Annotated in this window: 20 protein-coding genes; 16 read left to right on the top strand and 4 right to left on the bottom strand. The window is 69.2% G+C overall.

What is annotated here, in order from left to right; all coding sequences use genetic code 11:
- Window positions 1-2: 2 nt before the first annotated feature.
- The 4 genes from LK540_RS02715 to LK540_RS02730 are packed head-to-tail and all read right to left on the bottom strand — an operon-like array spanning window position 3 to window position 4,114.
- Window positions 3-686, bottom strand: a complete 684-nt coding sequence (locus tag LK540_RS02715; RefSeq protein WP_229435488.1) for a hypothetical protein — start codon at window positions 684-686, stop codon at window positions 3-5.
- 31 nt (window positions 687-717) lie between these two features.
- A complete protein-coding gene (locus tag LK540_RS02720; RefSeq protein ID WP_229435489.1) occupies window positions 718-1,473 on the bottom strand; it encodes an FHA domain-containing protein in 756 nt (251 codons plus the stop codon).
- Complete coding sequence (locus LK540_RS02725) at window positions 1,470-2,537, bottom strand: PP2C family serine/threonine-protein phosphatase (protein WP_229435490.1); 1,068 nt, start codon at window positions 2,535-2,537, stop codon at window positions 1,470-1,472. Before LK540_RS02725 ends, LK540_RS02720 begins: the two co-directional genes overlap by 4 nt.
- 11 nt (window positions 2,538-2,548) lie before the next feature.
- Window positions 2,549-4,114: an FHA domain-containing protein gene (locus LK540_RS02730; RefSeq protein ID WP_229435491.1), complete on the bottom strand. Its 1,566-nt coding sequence runs from the start codon at window positions 4,112-4,114 to the stop codon at window positions 2,549-2,551.
- 295 nt (window positions 4,115-4,409) lie between these two features.
- Here LK540_RS02730 and LK540_RS02735 point away from each other — a divergent pair, with 295 nt between their 5' ends.
- The 16 genes from LK540_RS02735 to LK540_RS02805 all read left to right on the top strand — a co-directional run bounded on the left by LK540_RS02735 (window position 4,410) and on the right by LK540_RS02805 (window position 21,150).
- The gene (locus tag LK540_RS02735; protein ID WP_229435492.1) at window positions 4,410-5,009 is read left to right on the top strand and encodes a DUF4255 domain-containing protein; all 600 of its coding nucleotides are present in this window, start codon (window positions 4,410-4,412) and stop codon (window positions 5,007-5,009) included.
- An 8-nt stretch (window positions 5,010-5,017) separates the two neighbouring features.
- A complete protein-coding gene (locus LK540_RS02740; RefSeq protein WP_229435493.1) occupies window positions 5,018-5,407 on the top strand; it encodes a carboxypeptidase regulatory-like domain-containing protein in 390 nt (129 codons plus the stop codon).
- Between the two features lies 1 nt (window position 5,408).
- A complete protein-coding gene (locus LK540_RS02745; RefSeq protein WP_229435494.1) occupies window positions 5,409-7,079 on the top strand; it encodes a phage tail sheath C-terminal domain-containing protein in 1,671 nt (556 codons plus the stop codon).
- Between the two features lie 150 nt (window positions 7,080-7,229).
- Entirely contained in the window at window positions 7,230-8,450 is a 1,221-nt protein-coding gene (locus LK540_RS02750; protein ID WP_229435495.1) for a phage tail sheath subtilisin-like domain-containing protein, read from the top strand.
- Window positions 8,451-8,467: 17 nt separating this feature from the next.
- Window positions 8,468-8,908, top strand: coding sequence for a phage tail protein (locus LK540_RS02755; RefSeq protein ID WP_229435496.1), 441 nt, complete (start codon window positions 8,468-8,470; stop codon window positions 8,906-8,908).
- Window positions 8,905-9,273 carry a phage tail assembly protein gene (locus LK540_RS02760; RefSeq protein WP_229435497.1) on the top strand — a complete coding sequence of 123 codons (369 nt, stop codon included), beginning with the start codon at window positions 8,905-8,907 and terminating at the stop codon, window positions 9,271-9,273. The genes LK540_RS02755 and LK540_RS02760 overlap by 4 nt, the downstream gene beginning before the upstream one ends.
- A complete protein-coding gene (locus tag LK540_RS25290; RefSeq protein ID WP_374041312.1) occupies window positions 9,216-9,443 on the top strand; it encodes a DUF6760 family protein in 228 nt (75 codons plus the stop codon). The genes LK540_RS02760 and LK540_RS25290 overlap by 58 nt, the downstream gene beginning before the upstream one ends.
- Entirely contained in the window at window positions 9,433-9,885 is a 453-nt protein-coding gene (locus LK540_RS02765; RefSeq protein WP_229435498.1) for a phage tail protein, read from the top strand. The genes LK540_RS25290 and LK540_RS02765 overlap by 11 nt, the downstream gene beginning before the upstream one ends.
- A 2,749-nt stretch (window positions 9,886-12,634) precedes the next feature.
- Window positions 12,635-13,330, top strand: a complete 696-nt coding sequence (locus LK540_RS02770) for a LysM peptidoglycan-binding domain-containing protein (protein ID WP_229435499.1) — start codon at window positions 12,635-12,637, stop codon at window positions 13,328-13,330.
- Between the two features lie 4 nt (window positions 13,331-13,334).
- On the top strand, window positions 13,335-14,405 hold the full coding sequence (locus LK540_RS02775; protein WP_229435500.1) for a phage late control D family protein: 1,071 nt from the start codon (window positions 13,335-13,337) through the stop codon (window positions 14,403-14,405).
- On the top strand, window positions 14,402-15,028 hold the full coding sequence (locus LK540_RS02780) for a phage baseplate assembly protein V (RefSeq protein WP_229435501.1): 627 nt from the start codon (window positions 14,402-14,404) through the stop codon (window positions 15,026-15,028). The genes LK540_RS02775 and LK540_RS02780 overlap by 4 nt, the downstream gene beginning before the upstream one ends.
- A gap of 21 nt (window positions 15,029-15,049) precedes the next feature.
- Complete coding sequence (locus LK540_RS02785) at window positions 15,050-15,445, top strand: GPW/gp25 family protein (protein ID WP_229435502.1); 396 nt, start codon at window positions 15,050-15,052, stop codon at window positions 15,443-15,445.
- Window positions 15,442-18,423: a putative baseplate assembly protein gene (locus LK540_RS02790; RefSeq protein WP_229435503.1), complete on the top strand. Its 2,982-nt coding sequence runs from the start codon at window positions 15,442-15,444 to the stop codon at window positions 18,421-18,423. The genes LK540_RS02785 and LK540_RS02790 overlap by 4 nt, the downstream gene beginning before the upstream one ends.
- A complete protein-coding gene (locus LK540_RS02795; RefSeq protein WP_229435504.1) occupies window positions 18,420-19,538 on the top strand; it encodes a hypothetical protein in 1,119 nt (372 codons plus the stop codon). Before LK540_RS02790 ends, LK540_RS02795 begins: the two co-directional genes overlap by 4 nt.
- Entirely contained in the window at window positions 19,531-20,181 is a 651-nt protein-coding gene (locus tag LK540_RS02800; protein WP_229435505.1) for a phage tail protein, read from the top strand. Before LK540_RS02795 ends, LK540_RS02800 begins: the two co-directional genes overlap by 8 nt.
- A 30-nt stretch (window positions 20,182-20,211) precedes the next feature.
- Window positions 20,212-21,150, top strand: coding sequence for a hypothetical protein (locus tag LK540_RS02805; RefSeq protein WP_229435506.1), 939 nt, complete (start codon window positions 20,212-20,214; stop codon window positions 21,148-21,150).
- The last annotated feature ends 148 nt before the right edge of the window (window positions 21,151-21,298 follow it).

Genomic DNA, 21,298 nt, shown 5'->3' on the forward strand with positions numbered 1-21,298 from the left:
CTTCAGACCCGCTGCCGCTGCGACGCCAGCGCCGAAGTCTGGCGTTCGATTTCCTGGAGCAGCGCTTCGTTCTTCGCAAGCTCGGCGTCGAGCGCCTGCAAGCGCTCTGCCTGCCGTTCGCCGGCCGCCTGTTGTTCCTGTCGTGCCTGCTCCTCCTGGCGTGCGCGGTAGCGCTTCAGTTCGTCCAGTGCCGTGCGGCCCTGGGCCAGTTGCTGCCTGCCGGCCGCGATCTCCTCGTCGAGCGCGTTCTGCTGTTCCTGCAACTGCTGCTGCGTCATCCGGCCCTGGCCGACCTTCGCCACCGCGTCGTCGGTAAGGCGGGTGATCTCGGCGACGCGTTCACGCAAGCGCACGTTGAGCTGCTCGGCGTCCTGGTTCAGGCCGCGTACGTATTCCAGTTGCGCGTCGAGATCGTCCTCACGCCCGGCCAGCGCCTGGCGCCGCTGCTCGAGCTGGCCCGCGTAGTTGTAGCAGACCGTGGCGCCGACACCGCCGCCCGCGGCTGCCATCGCCATGCAGGTATCGTCGTTGCCGCCGAGCGCCTTGCACAACAGGAAGGCGCCGCCCGCGCCGCCGGCGCCGCATTCGAGCGCGGCGGTGCGCTGAGGGGTGCCGCATCCCGGCGTCAGGCAGGTAATGAGCGCGGCGACGGGCGCGGCAATGGTCGCGGAATTGGTCAACTTCATGATGGTTCTCCTCCCACCCGGGCGGCGCGCTTCAGCCCGGGGTGAATTTGGTGTCCGGCTCCGTCGGCTGCGTCGGGGTAGTGTCTGGCGCGGCGGGCGCGGACGCCGGCCGGCCATCGTCGATCTTCCTGAAGGTCCACACCGTCGCACCCGTGCCGATCCAGGCGCCATCGGCCAGCGCCACGCCCTCGGTTTCGACGAAGCGACCGTTCATGTAGGTGCCGTTCGTACTGTGGCGGTCGACCAGGTCGTAGCGGCCGTTCCTGCACAGGATGACGGCGTGTTCGTTGGACAGCATGCGGTCGTCGGTGATCTGGACGTCGCATTCGCGCCCGTCCTCGCTCTCGACCCGGCCCGAGCCGATCACGTTACGCCCCTCGTACAGGGCGAAAAGCTGGCCTTGCGGGCGCCAGCTGAAGGTCGCCAGCACCCCGGTGATCTTGCGTTCGTGCGAGCGCGCGAACTGCGGCGGGGCGTCGGCCGGGCCCGGCGCGCGGCCGCCAGGCTGACGGGCAGGCTGGCCGGTCTGCTGGCCCGGTTCGGGTTCATTGTCCGAAATGAAGGTGGAGCGGCGGTTCATGGTGGTCCTCGCTGATGGGTTGGCGTCGGTGCCGGCGCCTGGTGGCTCGAGCACGGTCTTCTCGCGGGCGCGCTGCTCGGCGGCGCAGCGGGGGCAGGTGTCCCAGTTCGGGTCCATCGGGTGGCCGGCGGGGCAGTATCGTCCGGGCCGCCCGCTGCCGCCACCAAGTTTGAGTCCGCGCCACCAGCGGACCATGGCGTCGATCATCGCGTTGTCCTTTGCGGTTGGCGCGGCCCGGCCTGGCGCGGCCCGGCCTCGTCGTGCAGCGCCGCTGCCGGCACCGCGGTCGGCTCCGGGCCGCAGCGGCGCGCGAGGTCCCGTTCGATGCCGTCGAGCCGCGCATGCAGCGCGTCCATTTCCGCCGCCGGGCGCCGCGCCAGTGCCTGCGATGGCGCTTCCTGTCCGCGCAGCAGGGCGGGGGCAAGATAGGCCTGGCTGATCAGCACGGCGGCGGTCGAGGCGGCGGCCGTGGTCAGCACCACCGCGAGATAATCCACCGGGCGCATGGCGCCATGCGCGCGGCCGCTTTCGTAGCGGATGACCTGGACCGTGATGTTGTCCTCGCCGCCCTTGGCCAGGGCCAGTTCCACCAGCCTGTCGGCGGCCTCCTGCGGGTTGACGTGGGCGCGCAGCACCGCCGCAATTTCCGCGTCCTGGGCGTAGCCGCACAGCCCGTCGGAGCAGACCAGGATGCGGTCGCCGTGGCGCAGCGGCAGCCAGGGGCTGATGTCGACCTCGACGCCGGGCGCGTGCCCGACCGCGCGCTCGATCACGCCGGCGTCGGGATGGGTTTGCGCCTGCGCCGGGCTCAGGACGCCGCGGTCGACCAGGCGCTGCACCAGGCTGTGGTCCTTCGTCAGGCGCTGGCATTGGCCGGCGCGGTCGAGGAGGTACGCGCGGCTGTCACCGACGTGGGCCACCATGATGCTGGCGTTGTGCAGCAGTACGGCGACGGCCGTCGCGCCCATGCCTGGCGTGCCGCCGCCTTCGCTATGGGCGCGCGCATACACCGCCTCGTTCGCCGCTGCAAAGGCGCGCCTGACGCTGTTCCTGCGGGCGAAGCGCACGGCGCCCAGGTGCCGCTGCAGGGCCTGGACCGTCAGCTCGGCGGCCAGGGCGCCGTCGCTCATGCCGCCCATGCCGTCGGACACGATGTAGACGTCGCCGAAGGGCGCCCTAATCCAGCCCATCCGGTCCTGGTTCTCGTCGCGCACGTAACCTGTCTCGGAGCGCGCTCCGACCGAGCAGTGGCCGGCATCGGGTTTCGCCATGGACGGCACCGTCATCGTTGGCTGTCTTCGCGCGAGCGCACCAGGGTCGGCTGGCGGCCGGAAGACGGCGGCTGGGCGCTCCCGGCAAGCCGGGAATCGGCAGGCTGCAGCTGCAGGGTGGTCCGGCCCAAGCGGATCTGGTCGCCGGGCGCCAGGGGCATGGCCGAGCTGCCCACGCGCTGCCCGTTCAGGTAGGTTCCGTTTGCGGAATCGAGGTCCTGCAGGTACAGGTGGCCGGCGTCGTAGCGGATGCTGGCATGCTCGCGCGAAACGAATTCGTCGCCGCTCAGGACCAGCTCGTTTGCCGGGCTGGCGCCCAGCCGCACATTGGCGTGCTCGATCGGCAGGCGCTGGCCCTGCAGCAGCCCGTTCATGCACAGCAGGAGGGCGCTCGGGCGTCCCGCTTCCGGCGCTGCGAACGACCCGCCGACAACCGTGTTGCGCCTGGAACGGCCGGGCATGCCGGCGTCGGGCTCACGCGGCGCCGCGGCGGGTGCGTCGACCGTGTCCGCGTCCGTGTCGGCGCCAGTGTCCGCATCCGTTTTGCCGCGCCGCTTCCACAGGACGACGCAGCCGATCACGGCCAGCGCCGTAGCAGCCACAGCCACCGCCACCAGTTCCGGGACGGGGCCGGCGGCGGCGTCCTTCATGGGTGCCGCAATTGCGCTCACGAGGCGCACCGGATACCGGGCCGGCGCCGCGCCGGGCGCTGCGTGGATCAGGGCGGCCGAACCGACGGCCGGCCGGTCGGGCGCCGGCGGGTAACGGAAGACCATGTCGACCCGCGCCGACGGTGGCTGTTGCAACAGGCCCTGTATGGCCAGCGTCAACTCGGCCGGATTGCCGGCCAGGACGAACTGGCCGCTGCTGGCCTGGGCGAGCGAGCGAAGGGCGGCCGAGGCGCCCGGTGCCAGCGCGCCATAGGCGATCGTGTCGAGCGGGACGCCGAGCGCCGCGGCATCCCGCGCGATGTCCTCGGGCGTGGCCGCGCTTCCTTCGTCTTTTCCATCCGACACCACCAGCAGGTGCCGGGACGCGGCGGCTGGAGCCTCCTTCAGGTTTGCCAGCGCCGTGGCGAGGGCGTCGTACAGCCTGGTCCGGCCGTCGCGCGCCGTCTCGGCAGGGAGCGCGTCGATCAAGGTCACGATCTCGTCCGCGTTGGCCGAGAAATCGCCCACCGGCTGGACCTCGCTCGCGAATGCCACGGTCTGGATGCGCAGCCGGGCGTCCGGGCCGGAGAGGGCGCTGTGCACGGCTGCGGCCAGGCCGTCTTTCAGGTCGTTGATCGACGACGACATCGAGCCGCTGTGATCCAGGCAGAGCGCCAGCCAGACCTCCGGCCCCGGGCCCGCGCCCGTCGATAGTTCGCTTGCCGCTACTTCGGTCCCGTCCGGCAAGAGCAGGCGCAAGTCGCCGGCACGCGGCGGCGGCGCCCCGGCCAGTTGCCCGGACACGATCACCACGCCGGGTGCGCTTTGCCTGAGGACCAGGGTCCCCAGGGACGCCACAGCGCTCGCGCAGGTCAGCGCGCTGGCGATCGACAGGATGCCGGCGGCTAGCCACCGGACGATTCGCAATATCAAGGCACCTCCCACATGGCATGAACGACGTCCAGATTCAACTTCTCCTTTGTCCGGGCTTTGATCTGGCACAAAGTAGATACCGATATGGAGTTTCGCTATAGCCTGCTTTTAGCTCGCGCTTCGTGGCAATAATCTTGCGGGAACTTGCGGAAACTTCGTACCTTATGTCGGCGGATGCCCAAGTAACGCGATTGATCGGAATCAAACGGGATGGCAGGTCGGCTACTACATTGAACGGGCGATGCGGGCAAGGACCCGCCCCCGAACCCGACACTTTGCGCCATTGTCCATGATCTACGACCTCGACAAGACCCTGTCCACCCTGTTGCTGCGCGAGTTGCGCGAGGAGTTCGTGGACCAGGTGGAGATCAGCTTCGCGGCGCCGGACGACGCGTTTCCGCCGCAGTCGGTCACGCTCCCGGCCATCGACCTGTTCCTGTACGACCTGCGCGAAAACCTCGAATTGCGCGAGAGCGAGGCATGGGTCGAGCGCGCCGGCGACGCCACGGCGCTCAGCCGGCCGGCGCCGGTGCGGGTGGATGCCTCGTACCTGATCACCGCCTGGCCCAGGCCGACCGTCACCGACCCCGCCAAGGATGAGCACCACCTGCTGGGAGAAGTCATGCGTGCGCTGCTGCGCCACCGGGCCTTGCCCCAGGACGTGCTGCAAGGCGAATTGCTTGGCCAGGCCCTGCCGCCGCCGGTCGCCATGCTGCAGCCCGGCCGGCTGCAAAGCGTGGGCGAATTCTGGCAGGCGCTGGGCGGCAAGCCCAAGGCGGCGCTGAACTATACCGTCACGCTTGCCCTCGAGGCCGGCCCGGCGCGGCCGGTGAAACTGGTGACCGACAAGCGCATCAGGGTGGGGCTGCAGCCGGGGGGAAGACCATGAAGCAGGCCATGAAGGGAACCATGACGCGCTCCGGCGCATGGGAAGAAATCCGCCGCGTGGTGCGGGTCGGCGGGCGCGTGCTCGACACGGCCGGCGCGCCGCTGCGCGATGCGGCCGTGACGCTGTGGACGGCGCCCGCCGAACCTGGCCCACGCGGCGCCGCTGGCCCCGGCCCGGTTCGCGTGTGCGCCGTGTCGGCCCAGGCGCGCAGCGGTCCGGATGGCCTGTTCTTCTTCCTCGATTGCCCGGCCGGCCGTTACGTCGCCCAGGCACGGGCGGCCAGCGGCGGCGCCCATGGGGCAAAGGTGGTGCAGGTTGATGCCGGCGCGGGAGGGCAGGCGCAGCTTGCCGTCACGGAGATCACCGTGGCGCAGGGACATGACCAAGGGAGAATGTGACATGAGAACCTCGTATCTGGCGCCGGGCGTGTACGTCGAAGAGATTCCTTCGGCGCAGCGGCCGATCACGGGCGTGGGCACGAACACGGTCGGCTTTATCGGTATCGTTCCCGGCAAGATCGTCTATCCCGAGCCGAATCCGCGCTACGACCCGGTCGCCGCGCGGCATGCGGCCAATCCGCAGGCGAGTTCGCGCAAGATCATCGACAACGAGATCGCGGCCAAGCGCTTCCAGCTCGAAAAGGCGCGCGCCGAGCTGGCCGCGAAGGAACAGGAGCGCGGCGAGGGCGAGCGGACCCTGACGGCCTTGCCGCCTGCGATCGCCGCGCTGGAGGGCAAGGCGGAGCGCAGCGAAGACGAAGAAAAGCAGCTGCAAGACAGGCGCCGCGAGCTGGCCGCCGCCGGCAAGCGCGCCGACGCCCTGGAGGCCGCCGCCAAGGGGCTGCAGGACGACGTGCAGGGCCTGGAAAATGCCATCAAGGGACTCGAAGGCGAAGCGCCTGCCGAGCCTGCGGTGGGCGAGGTGTCGGAACTGCGGCCTTATGTGCTGGCCGAATTCGATGTCGCCGTCGAGCCCTGCGTGACCAAGCTGTGCACGAACTTCACCGAGTTCACCTCGCGCTTTGGCCAGTTCTCCGCCGATACCACCGATGGCAAGGCCATGTTTCCCGGGCACCGTGCGCTGGCCCATGCGGTCAACGGTTTCTTCCGGAACGGCGGTACGCGCTGCTTCGTGGCCAGGATCGACCCCGACAACATCGCGGGGCAGCTCCCGCGCGCACTGGAGATGTTCGAATCGATCGACGAGCTGGCCATCATCGCCGCGCCCGGCCTGCCGCAGGACCGCTCCACCTGGGACGAGCTGGTGACCTTCTGCGAGCGGCGCGAAACCTGTTTCGCCGTACTCGACAGTCCGGAAACGGTGGAAGACAGCGAGGGCAAGCTCGACATCAGCCAGCTGGACTACAGCGCCGGCGACGAACTGCCGTCGCCCAACAAGAACGCGGCGTATTATTTCCCGCATATCGAAGTGACGGACCCGGCCAGGCAGCTGCTCGACCAGGACCCGTCGCGCAACATCGAACAGAAGTACCAGGGCCGGATCGTGGTGCCGCCCAGCGGCCACATCTGCGGTATCTACGCCCGCACCGACGAGGAACGCGGGGTGCACAAGGCGCCGGCAAACGTCACGGTACTGGGCGCGCTGAACGTCAAGTACTACGTCAGCAAGCCCAAGCAGGAACTGCTGAATCCCCAGGGCGTGAACTGCATCCGCAAGGTGAATGGCGCCGTGACGGTCTGGGGCGCGCGCACCATCGGCGGCAGCCGCAACACCGAGTGGATGTATGTCAACGTGCGGCGCACCTTCCTCTTCCTCGTCAAGTCGATCGACGAAGGCACGCAGTGGATCGTGTTCGAGCCGAATGATCCTGCGCTGTGGGGCAAGATCCGCCTGAACATCACGGCCTTCCTCACCAATATCTGGCGCACCGGCGCGCTGTTCGGTACCACGCCGGAGGAAGCTTTCTACGTCAAGTGCGACGCCGAGCTGAACCCGCCTGAAGTGCGCGATATCGGCCAGGTGGTGACCGAGATCGGGGTGGCGATCGTCAGGCCGGCCGAGTTCGTCATCTTCCGGATCACCCAGTCCACCGGGCAGCGGCAGGCTTGAACGGAAGGCGCGGACATGGCTGTTGACATCCGACCCGATCGCAGCGCAGGCGCGGCCCGTGGCCCCGGTGTGTATGTCGAACACCGGTGGCAGGGAGCCGGGCATCAGGGCGCGCCACGCACCTGCATCCCTGCCTTTATCGGGTTCGGCGTGTGCCGGGGCGCCGCAAGCGCGGCCGATCCGGGCTGCCGGCTGGTGCAGCGCCGCGAGCAGTTCGACGGCTTGTTCGAAGGGATGCCCGAGGGGGCTTATCTCGGCCATGCGCTGCGCGGCTTCTTCGACAATGGCGGCAGGCGCTGTGTGGTGGTGCCGGCGGGCGTTGGCGCCCGGAACCCGGCCGCGATGGCGGCGGCCCTGGCGGCGCCCTTGCGGCCAGGGGGCCTGCTAGAAGACCTGGACGAGATCGACCTGGTTTGTGCGCCGGACCTGATGATGCTGGCGCAGGGCGATGCGTCCGCGGCGGTGATCGAGGTCCAGGGTGTGGTGCTCGAACATTGCCGGCGCATGGGCAACCGTTTCGCGATCCTCGATGCGCTGCCGGGCGAGGGAGCGGCGGCTGCTGCTGCGGGAAGCGCGGCGACGGAACGCGCGGCGACGGAACGCCGTGTCGAGACGGCCCTGCGCCAGTGGGATGCGCTGGCGGCCGAGGCCGGCGCCCTGTATTTCCCCTGGGTCTGCGTCGAGACGGCACGCCGCGCCCTGGACGCGACGGCGCATCCGGAGCACGGTGCAGCCACGGTCAGCGTGCCGCCCTGCGGCCACGTGGCCGGCGTCTATGCCCGCACCGACGAGCGCGCCGGTCCGCACCAGGCGCCGGCCAACGAGCTGCTGCACGGGGTGGTGCGGCTCGATCCCGACATCGACGACGAGCAGTTTGCGGCACTCAACGACAAGGGCGTGAACTGCCTGCGCAGCGTGCCGGGCCGCGGCATCCGTGTGTATGGTGCGCGCACGCTCAGCGGGCAACCCTTCTGGCGCTACGTCAACGTCAGGCGGCTGTTCCTGAGCCTGGCGCGTTGGGTAGAGCACGGTTGCGCCGACCTCGTGTTCGATACCAACGATGCCCGGCTGTGGGAACGGATCGAGCAACGTCTGCGCAGCTATTGCCAGGCCTTGTACGACGCGGGCGCGCTGGCCGGGCGCACGCCGGCCGAGGCTTTCCACGTCAAGTGCGATGCCGAAACCAACCTGCGCGAGGTGGCCGCGGCCGGAATGGTCGTGGCCGAAGTGGGGCTGGCGCCGCTGGCGCCGGCTGAATTCATCGTGGTTCGCATCACCCAGCATGCCGGCGGCGCGGCCGTCGGCATTCCCGTGGACGGGCGCGCGCTTAGTCGCGCAGATATTCGCGCGGGTATTCGCGCGGTGATTTGATAAAGGAGGGCTCAGGCATGGCTACCCGCAAAGACCCTTTCCGGGGTTTCAAGTTCAGGGTGCAGATCGACGGCATAGAGCGCGCCGGTTTTCGCGATGCATCCGGGCTCGACGCGGCAACGGACTCGGTGGACTACCGCGAAGGCGACGACAAGACGGCAACCATCAACAAGCTGCCGGGACTGAAGAAATTCTCGAACATCACGCTGAAACGGGGCATTACGGATGACCTTGATTTGTGGAAGTGGCGCAAGCAGGTCATGGACGGCAAGATCAAGGAAGCCCGCAAGAACGGCTCGATCATCCTGATGGACGACGAGGGCAATGACGTTGCGCAGTGGGATTTCGTTGCCGCGTGGCCAACCAAGTGGACCGGGCCAGGCTTCAACGCCACCACGAGCGAGGTGGCGATCGACACCCTCGAAATCACCCACGAAGGCCTGGATAGAACCAAATGACCCTGCAAACCGAATTCAGCTTCGCGCTGCCGCGCGGCTACGTGGACGGCGAGGGCAACCTGCATCGCGAAGGCGTGATGCGCCTTGCCACGGCCAACGACGAGATCGCGCCGATGAAGGACCCGCGCGTCCAGTCCAACCCCGGTTACCTGGCCGTGATCCTGCTGTCGCGGGTGGTGACCCGCCTGGGCGAGCTGCGGCAAGTCAATCCCCGGGTCATGGAAGAAATGTTCGCGGCCGACTTCGCCTACCTGGAAGACATGTACCGCCGCATCAACGAAAACGGACACAACCGGATGCAGGTGGTGTGCCCGGGCTGCCAGCAACGTTTCGAAGCGGAGGTGCCCGGATCGGGGGAGGCATAGGCTACCGCCTGGACCAGCTGTACGAGGAGGTAGCCTACGTCGCGTACCACTTCCACTGGCCCCACGCCGAGCTGATGGCGCTGGACCACCTCGAGCGGCACAAGTGGTTGCAAGAAATCGCAAAGATCAACGAGCGCATCAACAGCAATGGGGACGACGATGGCCAATAGCGTGGCAGCCAGCCAGGCGCAGCGGCAGGACCCGTATCTCGCCTTTGCCTTTTCAATCGAGATCGGGCAGCAGCGCGTGGCCGGTTTCAGTGAAGTGTCCGGCCTGGCAATGGAAACCGAGGTCGAGAACCTGCGCGTCGGCGGCATCAACGACCGCGAATGGCAGCTGGCCGGACCATCCCGGTATCCGTCGCGCCTGGTCCTGAAACGCGGCATGGGCGATGTCGCCTACCTGTGGACCTGGTATCAGGATGTCAGCCAGGGCAAGATCGTGCGCCGTGACGTCGCGCTCTTCCTGCACGACGCCCAGGGCGCCCGGCGGCGTTCGTGGAATTTTCGCGAAGCTTGTCCCGTCAAGTGGACCGGGGCGAATTTGCGCGCGGATGTGTCGGCGATCGCGTTCGAGTCGATCGAACTCGTGCACCGGGGAGTGTTGCCGTGATCGACCAGACTATGCGGCCGGCCCAATCGCTGGGCACGGAAGACCGCTTGCGCAGTGCGCTGGGCGAGGGCTCGTGGCGGCGCCATGCCTGCCCGGGTCCGGCGCTGCGGATGAGGTCGGCAGCAGACCGGACCGGCCTGGCGCTTTCGGTCCTGGAGCGGGATGCTTACTTCACCAGGCGCCTGCAGCGGCTGCGGATGCAGAAGGACATTGGCAATGCTGCGGCGATCTTGTCGGAACGGATGCTGCGCAGGCCAGCGCGCGGCGGCGCCGACGTGCGGGATGAGTGGGAGGCTGCCGTCCATGGCAGGCCGGCATACGACGCTGCTGTGAATGACGTGGTGGAATACGGCGCTGACGCTGATGGCAAGGCAGCCTACTATGCTGCTAGTCAGGACGTGGCAGCATTCGAACGGGCTGGTCGCGGCCGGGCGGAACATGGCGCTGCCGTTGAAGGCAGGGCGCCGTACGACGTTTTGCATGGCAAGGCTGGACGTGACGCTGCTGTTCATCGTCTGGCAGCACATGATGCTGCCGTTCATAGTCAGACAGCACCTGACGCCGCTGTTTCTCGTAAGGCAGCACATGACGGCGCTGCTTATCCCAAGGCGGCACATGACGCCGCCGCAAAGGACATGTTGGCATCCGACGAGGCGGCTCAAGACGCCGCGGTTCATGATACGGCGGCACACGGCAACGCCGTCCACGGCGACGCATTCCAGGACGAAGCCGGTTTGGCCGCAGCCGGAGTGCCGGGTGCTGTCCGCGCCAGCCCGGAGGCTAAAGGCCTGGGAAGAGGTCCCGACGCGGCGCCTGAACCCCACGGCCGGACATCCCAGGCTGCAACGTCACCCGCCCGTGCATCGGCGCCAGCAGCGGCAATCATGCGCGCGCTTTTGCCTCGCATGTCCGGAAGCGCGCCGGGTGCGGCGCCCCTCGTGCCAGCGGATACGCGCGGGTCTCATGCGGCCCCGGCCACGCTGCCGCCCGGGCCTGCGGATTCCTGGCGCACGTCGGGGGCATGGGCGACAGAGAGCACTGTAAGTGGCGCAGGGGCAAGTGAGCGCTCGTCGCCGGCGCCGTTCGTTCGTGTTCCGTTGCCCATGGGTGCGGGACGAAGACCCTGGCTCGCACATGAGCGGAACGTCATGGATCGCGTTCGTTCCGGCCCGGGATGGACTTTCACTCGGGCTGAAATGGCCTGGCGTGCATCCACACGCGGCACCTGGACCCCATTCAATGCCGTCTTGACTAACCCGGGGTTGAATCGGCCAGCCGCTCCTGTCGATGTGATGAGAGCGGCCACGGTAACCGCCAGCCTGGCTGGCTCCAGTGCACCGGCCGAGCAGGAACCGGTACGCCCTGGCCCGTATGCGGCCCGCGCGGAAGACCTTGCTGGCCCTGGCATGGCGGGCGTATCGGAGCCGGCGGCGCGGCGGCGATTGGACCTGTCGTCTGCGGGCCAAGCTCAACACAGTACGGCGGCTTTCCCGCATGCGGCATGGCTGATGCAGGCAGCGCAAGTGCCGCAAGTGCCGCAAGTGCCGCAAGTGCCGCCGCAGACCCTGCCTGCGCCTGCCGCATCGAGACAGACGTCGCCCCCGGAAACACCATCGGACGGCATACGTCGGCCGTATCCCTTGCAGGCCATCCGGCGCCTGCAGGCGCTGCGCGAGGAGCCCGGCGCCCATATTCTCGCGGCACGTTCTATCCGCGGAACGGTTGCTGCCCGCGTCGGGCTGACGCCGCTTCAGCGGCTGGCCCAGCGCATGCGGCCTGTCCATGCGCCGCTGACCATCGGTGTTGGCGGCGCAATCGCCGCCAGCCCTGGCAAAGCGCAGGCGGGCGCAGGTCACGCGACGGAGGCGGCGCCCCGCAACGCCAATCGTGCAATCTTGCTGAATCCCTCCGGCGCCGGCACAGGTAGGGCCGATGCAGGCCTGGCCCCAGGCGCGCCCGACGCATCGTGGGACGCCGGGTCCGCGTCGCGTTCCGGGCCAGGGCGTGGTGTGCAGGATGTTCCGTCCATCATGTTGGCCACAACACTGGCCGCAACAGGGGGCGAAATACTCGCTGGAGCCGCTGGAACGACAAGGCATGCCCCAGACCAGAGCAGCGACGTCACACTGGATTCAAGCTTCGACCATGACGCAACGCCACCCCTTATCGAAGAAGAAGTCGAGGCAGAAGCAGCGGAGTCGAAACGTTGGCGTGCGCGCGTCCCGCTGGCCCGAACGCCGTTGCCAATGACGCGGCGGCGGATGGCCACGTTGCCGCAGCTGTCTACTGCGCACTGGGCCGCAAGTGGCACCGGCCCGGCATGGCGGGCATCGGGCAGCCGTGCCGGCCATGGATTGCCGGTAGCAATGTCGCCCAGCCAGTCCCGGCCGCCTCGTGCCCAGGGGCTGCCGCCCGTCGTGGCGAGCGACGGTACCACAGGCGTACCGTTCCTTGCGCCTGCGCCGCCTGCCCGGCGACCCCGGCTCAGCGGCATACACCTCGTTCCCGCTGCGCACGAACCACAAGACTGGACCGGCGCCGACAGCATTGCCGACAGCATTGACCACAGCGCCGCCCACAGCCACGGCGTAGTGCCGGTGACCACCGAAGCAGTCCCTGCAGGCCAGGGGCTATCGCACCCGGACATAGCCGCACAGCGTGAGCTCGACCTGGAGCAGCTTGAAGAACACATCTGGCAATCGATCATGGACAGACTCGTGGTCGAGCAAGAGCGTCGGGGGACAGGAAAATGGCCTTAGACAAGCTGACCATCCTGGTCGAGCTGCCCGGCGGCCAGCTGCAGTTCGACGAAAAGAACGCCGATTGCTGTATCGTCGCGATGTTCAATCCGAACCGGCTGTCGGTCAGCCGCAGCGCGCAATGGCAGAGCCAGCAGACCGCCAAGCGCGACAATCCGGAGCTGCAGTACACCGGCGCCCAGCCGGGCACCCTCGGCATCGAGCTGTTCTTCGATACCTACGACAGCCCGACCCTGGATAAGCAGAGCGTGACCGACTACACCGGCAAGCTGCTGCACCTGACGACCGTGGAAACCCACGGCGACAAGCACCGCCCGCCCGTGTGCCAGCTCAAGTGGGGCAGCCGCGGGGTCTTCTTCCAGGGGGTGCTGCAACAGCTCGACCAGCAGTACACGCTGTTCATGGAAGATGGCACGCCGGTGCGGGCCACGGCCAGGTGCAGCTTCCGGCAATGGCAGACCAACCAGGCCGACATCAAGAAACAGAACCTGATGTCGGCCGACGTGGCCAAGGTCTGGACGGTTCGGCAGGGGCAGACCCTGGCCGCCATCGCGGCCCAGGAATACCGCGATCCGCGCAAGTGGCGCGCGATCGCCGACGCCAACAACATCGACGATCCGCTGAAGCTGGCGCCGGGCACGACGCTGCTGCTGCCGGCGCTGCGGCCTGTCGCGCCAGCGGGGTAGCGCCATGGCCGGCCGCGACGCGTTCGATACCCTGGCGCCGGAAGTAAAGGTGCGCGTCAACGGCGCCGCGCTGCCGGAGCCCGCCGCGGCCGACCTGGTTGCGGTCGCGGTCGTCAACGATGTCGATGCGATGGGCATGTTCACGCTCACATTGAGCGGCTGGGATGTGGTGGCGATGGAGGTGAAATGGATGGACGGCGAGCTGTTCCGGGAGGGCAATCCTGTGCAAATCGAACTCGGCTACCGTGACAGCACGCAGACGCTGTTCAGCGGCGAGATCACCGGGCTGGAACCGCACTTTCCGGAAGCGAAGCCGCCGATCCTCACCGTGCGTGGGTACGACCGCCTGCACCGGCTGATGCGGCAGCGCAAGACTCATTCGTTCACGAACGTGAAGGACAGCGACATTGCCAGTACGCTGGCGGGCACGGCCGGGCTGACGCCGGACGTCGAGGACAGCGGGGTCACGCACTCCTATGTCCTGCAGCACAACCAGACCGACCTCGCATTCCTGCTGTCGCGCGCGCGCCGCATCGATTACGAGGTCTTCGCCGACGACAGGACGCTGCACTTCCGCGCCCGTGCGCTGCGCGAAAGCGCGGCGCTGACGCTGCGCCGCGACATCGAACTGCTGGAATTCCACCCGCGCCTGACGACCATGGGCCAGGTGCAGGAATTCGAGGTGCGCGGCTGGAACCCACAGGACAAGCAGGCGCTGGTCGGGCGCACCGGCGCCGGCGACGAACCGGCCACGATGAAGGGAGCGGAATCCGGACCGGCCGCCGCGCGCCGCCTGTTTGCGCCGACCGCCTCCGCGCTCGACCGCGAGCCGGTGCAGAGCCAGGCCGACGCCGACCGGATCGCCCGGCAACGGTTTTCCGACATGGCGCTCGGTTACGTTTGCGGCGAGGGCGTGTGCATTGGCGATCCGCGCCTGCGCGCCGGCAGCGTCGTGGAAATCGAAGGGCTGGGGGTACGCTTCAGCGGGCTCTACTATCTTACGAGCACGCAGCACTGCTTTTCGCCCCGCAGCGGTTATCGCACCCGTTTCGCAGCCAGGAGGAATGCAACGTGAGCAAGGATGATCTGTTGCGCGGCCTGCTCGCGCACTCAAGCGACGAGGGCCGCTACTACGGCGTCGTGATCGGCATCGTCACCAGCAACCGCGGCGGCCCGCAGGGGATGCACTGCGTTCGGGTGCAGTTTCCATGGCTTGGCAGCGACGACGAAAGCCACTGGGCGCGGGTCGCCAGTCCGATGGCCGGCCCGGGCAGGGGCGCCTATTTCCTGCCCGAGGTGGGCGACGAGGTGCTGGTCGCCTTCGAACACGGCTGCGTCGAGCATCCCTACGTGATCGGTGCGCTCTGGAACGGCCGCGACGCGTCGCCTGAGAACAACGACGATGGCGAAAACAATTACCGGAGCCTCACTTCGCGCAGCGGGCATGTGATCCGCCTGTGCGACCGCGCCGGACAGGAAACCATCGAGATCGTCGACAAGACCGGCAACAACCGCATGGTGTTCAGTGCGGCCGACAACAAGATCGTGATCGAAGCCCAGGGCGACATCGAACTGGTGTCGCAGACCGGGAAGCTGTCGATCCGCGCGGTGGGAATCAAGCTGCAGTCGATGGCTGGCATCGACGTGTCGGCCAACGCAAGCGTGGACATCAAGGGCGCGCTGGTCAACCTGAACTGAAGACGGCGAAAGGAGCATGCAATGGCAAGTCCGGTTCTCGGCGTCGGTTGGGGCTTCCCGGTGGCGCGGGCGGGCAAGCGCTTTGCGCAGGCGCGCTACGAGGAAAGCGTCAGGCAATCGATTGTCCTGATTCTCTCGACGGGCAAGGGCGAACGCGTGATGCGCCCCGACTTCGGCTGCGGGCTGCAGGAACTCCTGTTCGCGCCGAACAGCAGCGCCACGCGCGGGATGGCCGAGTTTTCCGTGCGCGAGGCGCTGCTCGACTGGGAACCGCGCATCGACGTGCTGGCGGTGCGGGCGTCGAGCGCGGGCGAGGAGGCGCAGCAGATGCTGATCGACATCGACTACCGGGTGCGCCTGACCGACAGCCGCTACAACCTGGTGTATCCGTTCTACCTCGACCGGCCACTCGCATGACGCTCCTCCCGCCACCGCTGATACGCGAACACGACCGCCTGGCGCATCAGGTCGCCGCCGGCGTCATGCGCCGCCTGGCGATCGATCCCGGCAGCGCCGATCCGCTCTGTCACGGCCTGGTGCAGGCGTTTGCGCATTACGCAGAGCTGTTGAGCGAGCGTTTGAACCGGGTGCCGGAACTGCACCAGCGCGCCTTTTTCGATGATCTCGGCCTGTCCCCGGCGCCACCGACGCCGGCGGGCGTGCCGCTGTCATTTATGCCGGTGATGAAAAGCGGGCTGATCCCGCTCGTGCCGCGCGGTACGCAGGTCGCAGCGCTGCCGGTTGCCGGCGAAACTGAGCCGGTCGTGTTCGAGACGGACGCCGACCTGCCGCTGGTCTGCGCCCGGCTGGAACGCGCCTTTGCGGTCGGTGGGCGACCGCAGCAAAAGGCGGCGGTCGACGCCCTGGCCGGCCCGGACGGCATGGTGCAGCCGCTGCTGGCCGGTGCGGTTCCTGCCGAACGCGCCCTGCACATCGCGCAGCCGGCCGTGCTGGGGGCGCCCGGGCTGTCGCGCCTGACGGTGGCGCTGGAAGTCGCCGGCGGCGGCGCGTTGCCAGCCGGCGCCCGGCCCGAATGGGGCATCGCGACCGATGGCGGCTTCGTTCCGCTCGCCGTGCAGTCGGATACCACGGACGGCCTGGCGCGCAGCGGCGTGCTGGACTTCGCCGTCCCGCCCGACTGGCCGGCGCAGCGGATCGGTGGTGTGCAGGCGCATTGGCTCACCTGCCGCCTGCGGCCGGCGAGCCTGGACCAGCCCCCCGGGGCGGGAGCGGGTTCGATCAACCCGGGTCGTGTCACCGTCCCTGACATCGCCGCCCCTGACATCGCCGGCTTTCACATCCTCGGCCTTCACATCGCCGGCCTGCGCATCAGCGGCAGCGCGCACCTGGAACCGCAAGCGCCGGAGCTTGCATTCAACGGCGCGCTGGCCCTCGATACCAGCAAGGATTTCTTCCCCCTCGGCGAACGCCCGCGCTTCGGCGAGCTTCTGTACCTGGCCGCGCGCGCATTCGGCATCCCGTCCGCGCGGGTCGTGCTGGACGTGCGGCTGACGAACCCGGCCGGAGCAACGGATGCCCCGATCCCGCCGGTCAGCCGCGAAGGGCGGCCCGTATTGCTGTGGGAAGCGCACACGCGCCGCGGCTGGATCGCGCTTGGCGCCGAGGACGGCACCCAGGCGCTGACCGGCCACGGCCAGGTGCGCCTGGTGATGCCGCAGGACGTCGCCCCCGTCCAGGTGAACGCGGTCGAGGGCGCCTGGCTTCGGGTGCGTCTGGCGTCGGGCAGCTACCTCGCCGGCCCCGCGCCAGGCGAGCCGGCAGTGTTTCCCGTACTGGCCCCGCCGGCGATCGCCAGCCTCACGGTCGCCGCGGATATCGACTACGGCCCGGCGCCGGCCGAGCGGCTGGTGCTGGAGCACAGCTTCCAGTACTGGCCCCTGGACAGCGCGGACCGACTGGCTTTCGTCCCGTTCCCGGAGCCCGAGCTGCGCGGTGCCGCCCTCTACCTCGGACTGGCCGCGCCGCCGAACGCGCTACCGGGCCGCACGATGCACCTTTACGCCAGCGTCGACGACCGCGCCGGCCGTCCTTGCGTGCGCGACCTGACTGGGCAAGCCGTCGAGCCGCTGCGCTGGGAAGTGCGCGGCCGCGATGGCTGGCGCGGCTGCCCCGTGCACGACGGCACCCGGAGCTTGCGCCAGCCGGGCATCGTCGAGGTGACGCTGGGCGACGATGTGTCGGGCTGGACGGGTTCGACGCTCGACTCCGAGGCGCGCCTTTCCTGGTTGCGCATCGTCTGGGACGCGCCGCTGTCCGCCTTGCCGCCGCTGCGGCGCCTGGTATTGAATGCCGTTCCCGCGCACCAGGGCGTCACGCTGGAACACGAGCTCCTCGGTTCGGGCAGCGGGAGGGCTGGCCAGCGCCTGCGCACCGCCCGCGCGCCCGTGGTCGGGGAGTGCGTGCTGGAAGTCGCACTGCCTGCCGTGCCGCCCGCCGCGCCGCGGTGGGAACGATGGGCGCGTGTAGACCGCCTCGATGCATCGGCGCCCGCCGCCCGTCACTTCATGCTCGACCGGCTGAGCGGCACGGTGACGTTCGGCGACGGTGTGCACGGATGCATTCCCCCGGCCGGCGCCAACAATATCCGCATGCGCCGCTACCGGACCGGCGGCGGCCGGCGCGGCAATCGCGCTGCCGGCGCGATCACGCAGCTGCGCACCACGATCCCCTATGTGGAGTCGGTCACCAACCCGGCGCCGGCCACAGGTGGCCGCGATCCCGAGGGCGAACAGGCCCTGCAGCAGTCGGCGGCGGCGTGGCTGCGGCACCGGGACCGCGCGGTCGCCCGCGACGATTATGCCGACCTGGCGCGGCAGGCATCGCCCGACGTGGCGCGCGCCGCCTGCGTGGCCGCGGCCGATCTCGCCTCCGACGCGCCGTATGGCCAGGCGGCGCCCGGCGTGGTCAGCGTCGTGATCGTCCCGCAGGGCGGCGATGCCCGGCCGCAGCCCACGCGCGGCCTGCTGGAGCAGGTGAAGCTGTTCCTGGATGCGCGCTGCGCGCCCGGCGTGGACCTGGTCGTGCTTGGACCGCTGTACGCCGCCTTCGCGGTGGACGCCGAAATCGCCATCGGGCCCGGTGCGGCGGCCACCGAGGTAGTGGCGCGCTGCGAACGGGCACTGCATCGCTTCCTGCATCCGGTTAGCGGCGCCGCGCAGGGCGCCGGTTGGGCGTTCGGCGCGCGCCCGCATGCTTCCGATTTCCATGCGCTGCTGGCAGCCGTCGACGGCGTCGACCACGTCAGAACCCTGCGCCTGCGCGCCAGCGAAGACCGGCCCGGCCTGCTGGAAACAGGCGCCTTTCTTGCCTGCTCCGGCAGCCACCTGCTGCGGCCATGGACGATGCCGGGCCGCGCGGAGGGAGCGGCGCCATGACGGTCCAGCCTCCCCGCATTGACGATCGCAGCGACGACCGCAGCTTCGACGACCTGGTGCGCGAAGCGCTCGCGCGGCTGCCCGCGAGCGCGCCGGAATGGACCAACCACAACGCCTCCGACCCGGGCGTTACGCTCGTCGAGCTGTTTGCCTACTTCACCGAGATCCTGCTGTACCGCATGGGCCGCGTCCCGGCTGCGAGCAAGCTGCAGTTCCTGCGCCTGCTGCAAGGACAACCAGCGCTGCAGCTGGCTGCGGCCGGCGCGCGGTGGGACACGAATGCGGCGTCGGACGACCTGTCGCGCGCCATCGGCGACACCGTGCGCGAACTGGCGCAGGCCGAATGTGCCGTTACCGCAGCCGATGTCGAGCGGCTGGCGCAGCGGGCGGCCAGCGCCCACCTGGGTCCCGGCGTGCCGGTGCGCACGCTGTGCATCCCCGGCGTGCACCTGGACGGCGCGCGCCCGGGGGCGTCCTGCCGGGCCGGCAAGGCCCACGTCAGCGTGGTGGTCCTGCCTGCGCAGGCGCTGGACGGCGACGCGCTCGCGGCACTGTGCGCCGCGGTGCGCCGCGAGCTCCAGCCGCGCTGCCTCCTCACCACGCGCCTGCACGTGAGCGGGCCGATGTACCTGCGGGCGGGCGTCTCCGTCGCCGTCGTTCCCAACCCAGGGCAGGGTGGAGAAGCGCTGCTGCGCGAGGTGGCCATGGCACTGGCGCGCAGGTTCGGCGCCGGCAACCTTGAAGACGGCGCGCCGCTGCCGGGTCGGCCGCTCTACCTGTCCGAGATCATCGCGACGGTCGAACAGCTGGAGGGCGTGGACTACGTGGCGCAGGCGAGCATCCTGCAGCTGGGCACCGGCCACGCACCGCTGGCCAGCCTGCGCAGCAGCGTGGGCATCCAGCTCGGGCTGCGTTCCAGCCTTGGGCGCGACAGCCGGCTGGGCGGGCCCGCGCACGCAGATGGGCGCCTGCTGCGTTCCGACTCCGGCCGGCTGGTCGGTATCCGGCTGCAGCCGTGGGAATTGCTCGACCTCGTGGTCCTGGAAAATACACTGGCCGGGGCCGGGCGCGAGGCGCGCTTGCGCGATCCGCTCGACGGGAGGCACGATGGATAGCCCGCCGGCCCGCCTGCTCGGCCACCTGCCCGCCGTGTTCCGCGCCGCCGACACGTCCGGCGACCTGCGCCGCTTGCTGGCGGCATTCGAGGCCGTCCTGTTTGGCGAGGGCGACCCGGAGCGGCCCGGCATCGAAGAGCAGGTCGACGCCATCCCCCGGTATTTCGCGCCGTTGCCTGGTCCCGGCCCCGACGAGCCGGCGTGTCCGGACCGCTTCCTGCCCTGGCTGGCGCATTGGCTCGCCTTTGCGCCGCATGCGCTGTTTTCGCCGCCGGAATTGCGCCGGATCGTCGCCGGTATCGTGCCGCTCTACGGCTGGCGCGGCACGCGCGTCTACCTGGAACGGCTCCTTGCGCTCTGCTTCGAGGACATCGACGCGGTCGCGATCGACGAGTCGCCCGGTGCCGGCCTGCGCCTGGGGCAGGCAAGGATCGGCATGGACAGTCTGCTCGGCACCGATGCGCCCTTCCGTTTCCGAGTCGTGCTCGGCTTGCGCGGCGATGCGCCGGCCGGGGCGGCATTCGAAGCGCGGGTCCGCGCCATCATCGATTTCGCCAGGCCTGCCCACACCGCCTATGAACTGGCATGGCGCTCACCGAGGCGCGCGTGGCGCGGCGACGACGATGCGCAATGGCAGGGCTGAGCGGGCCTGAGCGCAACCAGGGGAGTGACGATGGAAACGAGACAGCTCTTGGGCACCAGGCCCCATTATTACCGGGGCCAGCTGCTGCTGGAAGACGACTTCATCGGCGAGCAGCACTTCCATGCGCAGGCGCGCCGCAGCCACACCCTGAATCTGCATGGCTGGGGCGTGGCATGGGGCCTGGAGGTGACGGCGGCCGGGGAGACGGCGGTCAGCGTGGGGCCCGGCTTCGCGGTCGATGGCGCCGGGCACGAGATCGCGCTGCGCGAAGCGGCCACCGTCGACCTGGCGCGGGCCCAGGGCGGCGAGGGCCTGTTCCTGGCGCTGTCCTACGAGGACGAGCCAGACACGCCTGACAACGAAGAAACGCGCAGCCGGCAATGCCACGCCGTGCTGCGCGCTGCCACCAGCCTGGCCGACGACGCTGTGCTGCTTGCCACGCTGACCCTGGACGCGCGCGGCAGGCTGGGGCCGGATGCGATCGACGGCGGCAGCCGGCGCCGCTTGCCCGGCACGGTGCGCCGTGGCTGGGTGCGCACGCCGTTCCGGCCCCTGCCGCTGCTGCCGGACAAGGAAAAGCCGAAGCTCCAGCCACCGCCGGCCTTCCTGGTCGGCGCCACGCGTGCGCAGGCCGAGGAAGGCGGGGCCGGCGGCACCATGGCGATCATGCTGCCGCCCGAGGTGAACCGGGTCCACCGCCTGCGCATCGCCGGCGAGGACAATGCGAAGGGCCTGCGCATCCAGTTCTGGATCGCCGGCTGGAACGCGGCCGAGCGCAAGCATGCGAAGCGCGCGGCGCTGACCGAGCGTATCGAGCCGGAGGCCGCGTTCGACCAGACCTTCGAGATTGCCGCGCCCGGCGGCGACATCGATCCCGAACTCGGTACGATGTCGATCGAAATCCACAGCGAGGGGCGCTGCTTTATCTCGCTGATCGCGGTCGAGGTGTCCTTTCCCGGATACCCGTAGCGGTTACGGAGCGCCGGATTCGTCCGCTCCCATGCCCGATATCGCCCCATGAGGTAACATCCTGTCTGACCGTCCGACCGGCGCATGTGTTCGCCGGTGCTGGCGTGGCGCCCAGCAGGTAGATTCGAAATCGGAATGCCACATCATT

Origin of the sequence: Massilia sp. IC2-278, from assembly GCF_020708045.1 — a bacterium.
Classification (GTDB): domain Bacteria; phylum Pseudomonadota; class Gammaproteobacteria; order Burkholderiales; family Burkholderiaceae_D; genus Telluria.

Coding starts and splice junctions, on each gene's coding strand:
- LK540_RS02715 (WP_229435488.1), bottom strand. CDS start 686: ATGAAGTTGACCAATTCCGCGACCATTGCCGCGCCCGTCGCCGCGCTC.
- LK540_RS02720 (WP_229435489.1), bottom strand. CDS start 1,473: ATGATCGACGCCATGGTCCGCTGGTGGCGCGGACTCAAACTTGGTGGC.
- LK540_RS02725 (WP_229435490.1), bottom strand. CDS start 2,537: ATGGCGAAACCCGATGCCGGCCACTGCTCGGTCGGAGCGCGCTCCGAG.
- LK540_RS02735 (WP_229435492.1), top strand. CDS start 4,410: ATGATCTACGACCTCGACAAGACCCTGTCCACCCTGTTGCTGCGCGAG.
- LK540_RS02740 (WP_229435493.1), top strand. CDS start 5,018: ATGAAGGGAACCATGACGCGCTCCGGCGCATGGGAAGAAATCCGCCGC.
- LK540_RS02745 (WP_229435494.1), top strand. CDS start 5,409: ATGAGAACCTCGTATCTGGCGCCGGGCGTGTACGTCGAAGAGATTCCT.
- LK540_RS02755 (WP_229435496.1), top strand. CDS start 8,468: ATGGCTACCCGCAAAGACCCTTTCCGGGGTTTCAAGTTCAGGGTGCAG.
- LK540_RS02760 (WP_229435497.1), top strand. CDS start 8,905: ATGACCCTGCAAACCGAATTCAGCTTCGCGCTGCCGCGCGGCTACGTG.
- LK540_RS02765 (WP_229435498.1), top strand. CDS start 9,433: ATGGCCAATAGCGTGGCAGCCAGCCAGGCGCAGCGGCAGGACCCGTAT.
- LK540_RS02770 (WP_229435499.1), top strand. CDS start 12,635: ATGGCCTTAGACAAGCTGACCATCCTGGTCGAGCTGCCCGGCGGCCAG.
- LK540_RS02775 (WP_229435500.1), top strand. CDS start 13,335: ATGGCCGGCCGCGACGCGTTCGATACCCTGGCGCCGGAAGTAAAGGTG.
- LK540_RS02785 (WP_229435502.1), top strand. CDS start 15,050: ATGGCAAGTCCGGTTCTCGGCGTCGGTTGGGGCTTCCCGGTGGCGCGG.
- LK540_RS02790 (WP_229435503.1), top strand. CDS start 15,442: ATGACGCTCCTCCCGCCACCGCTGATACGCGAACACGACCGCCTGGCG.
- LK540_RS02795 (WP_229435504.1), top strand. CDS start 18,420: ATGACGGTCCAGCCTCCCCGCATTGACGATCGCAGCGACGACCGCAGC.
- LK540_RS02800 (WP_229435505.1), top strand. CDS start 19,531: ATGGATAGCCCGCCGGCCCGCCTGCTCGGCCACCTGCCCGCCGTGTTC.
- LK540_RS02805 (WP_229435506.1), top strand. CDS start 20,212: ATGGAAACGAGACAGCTCTTGGGCACCAGGCCCCATTATTACCGGGGC.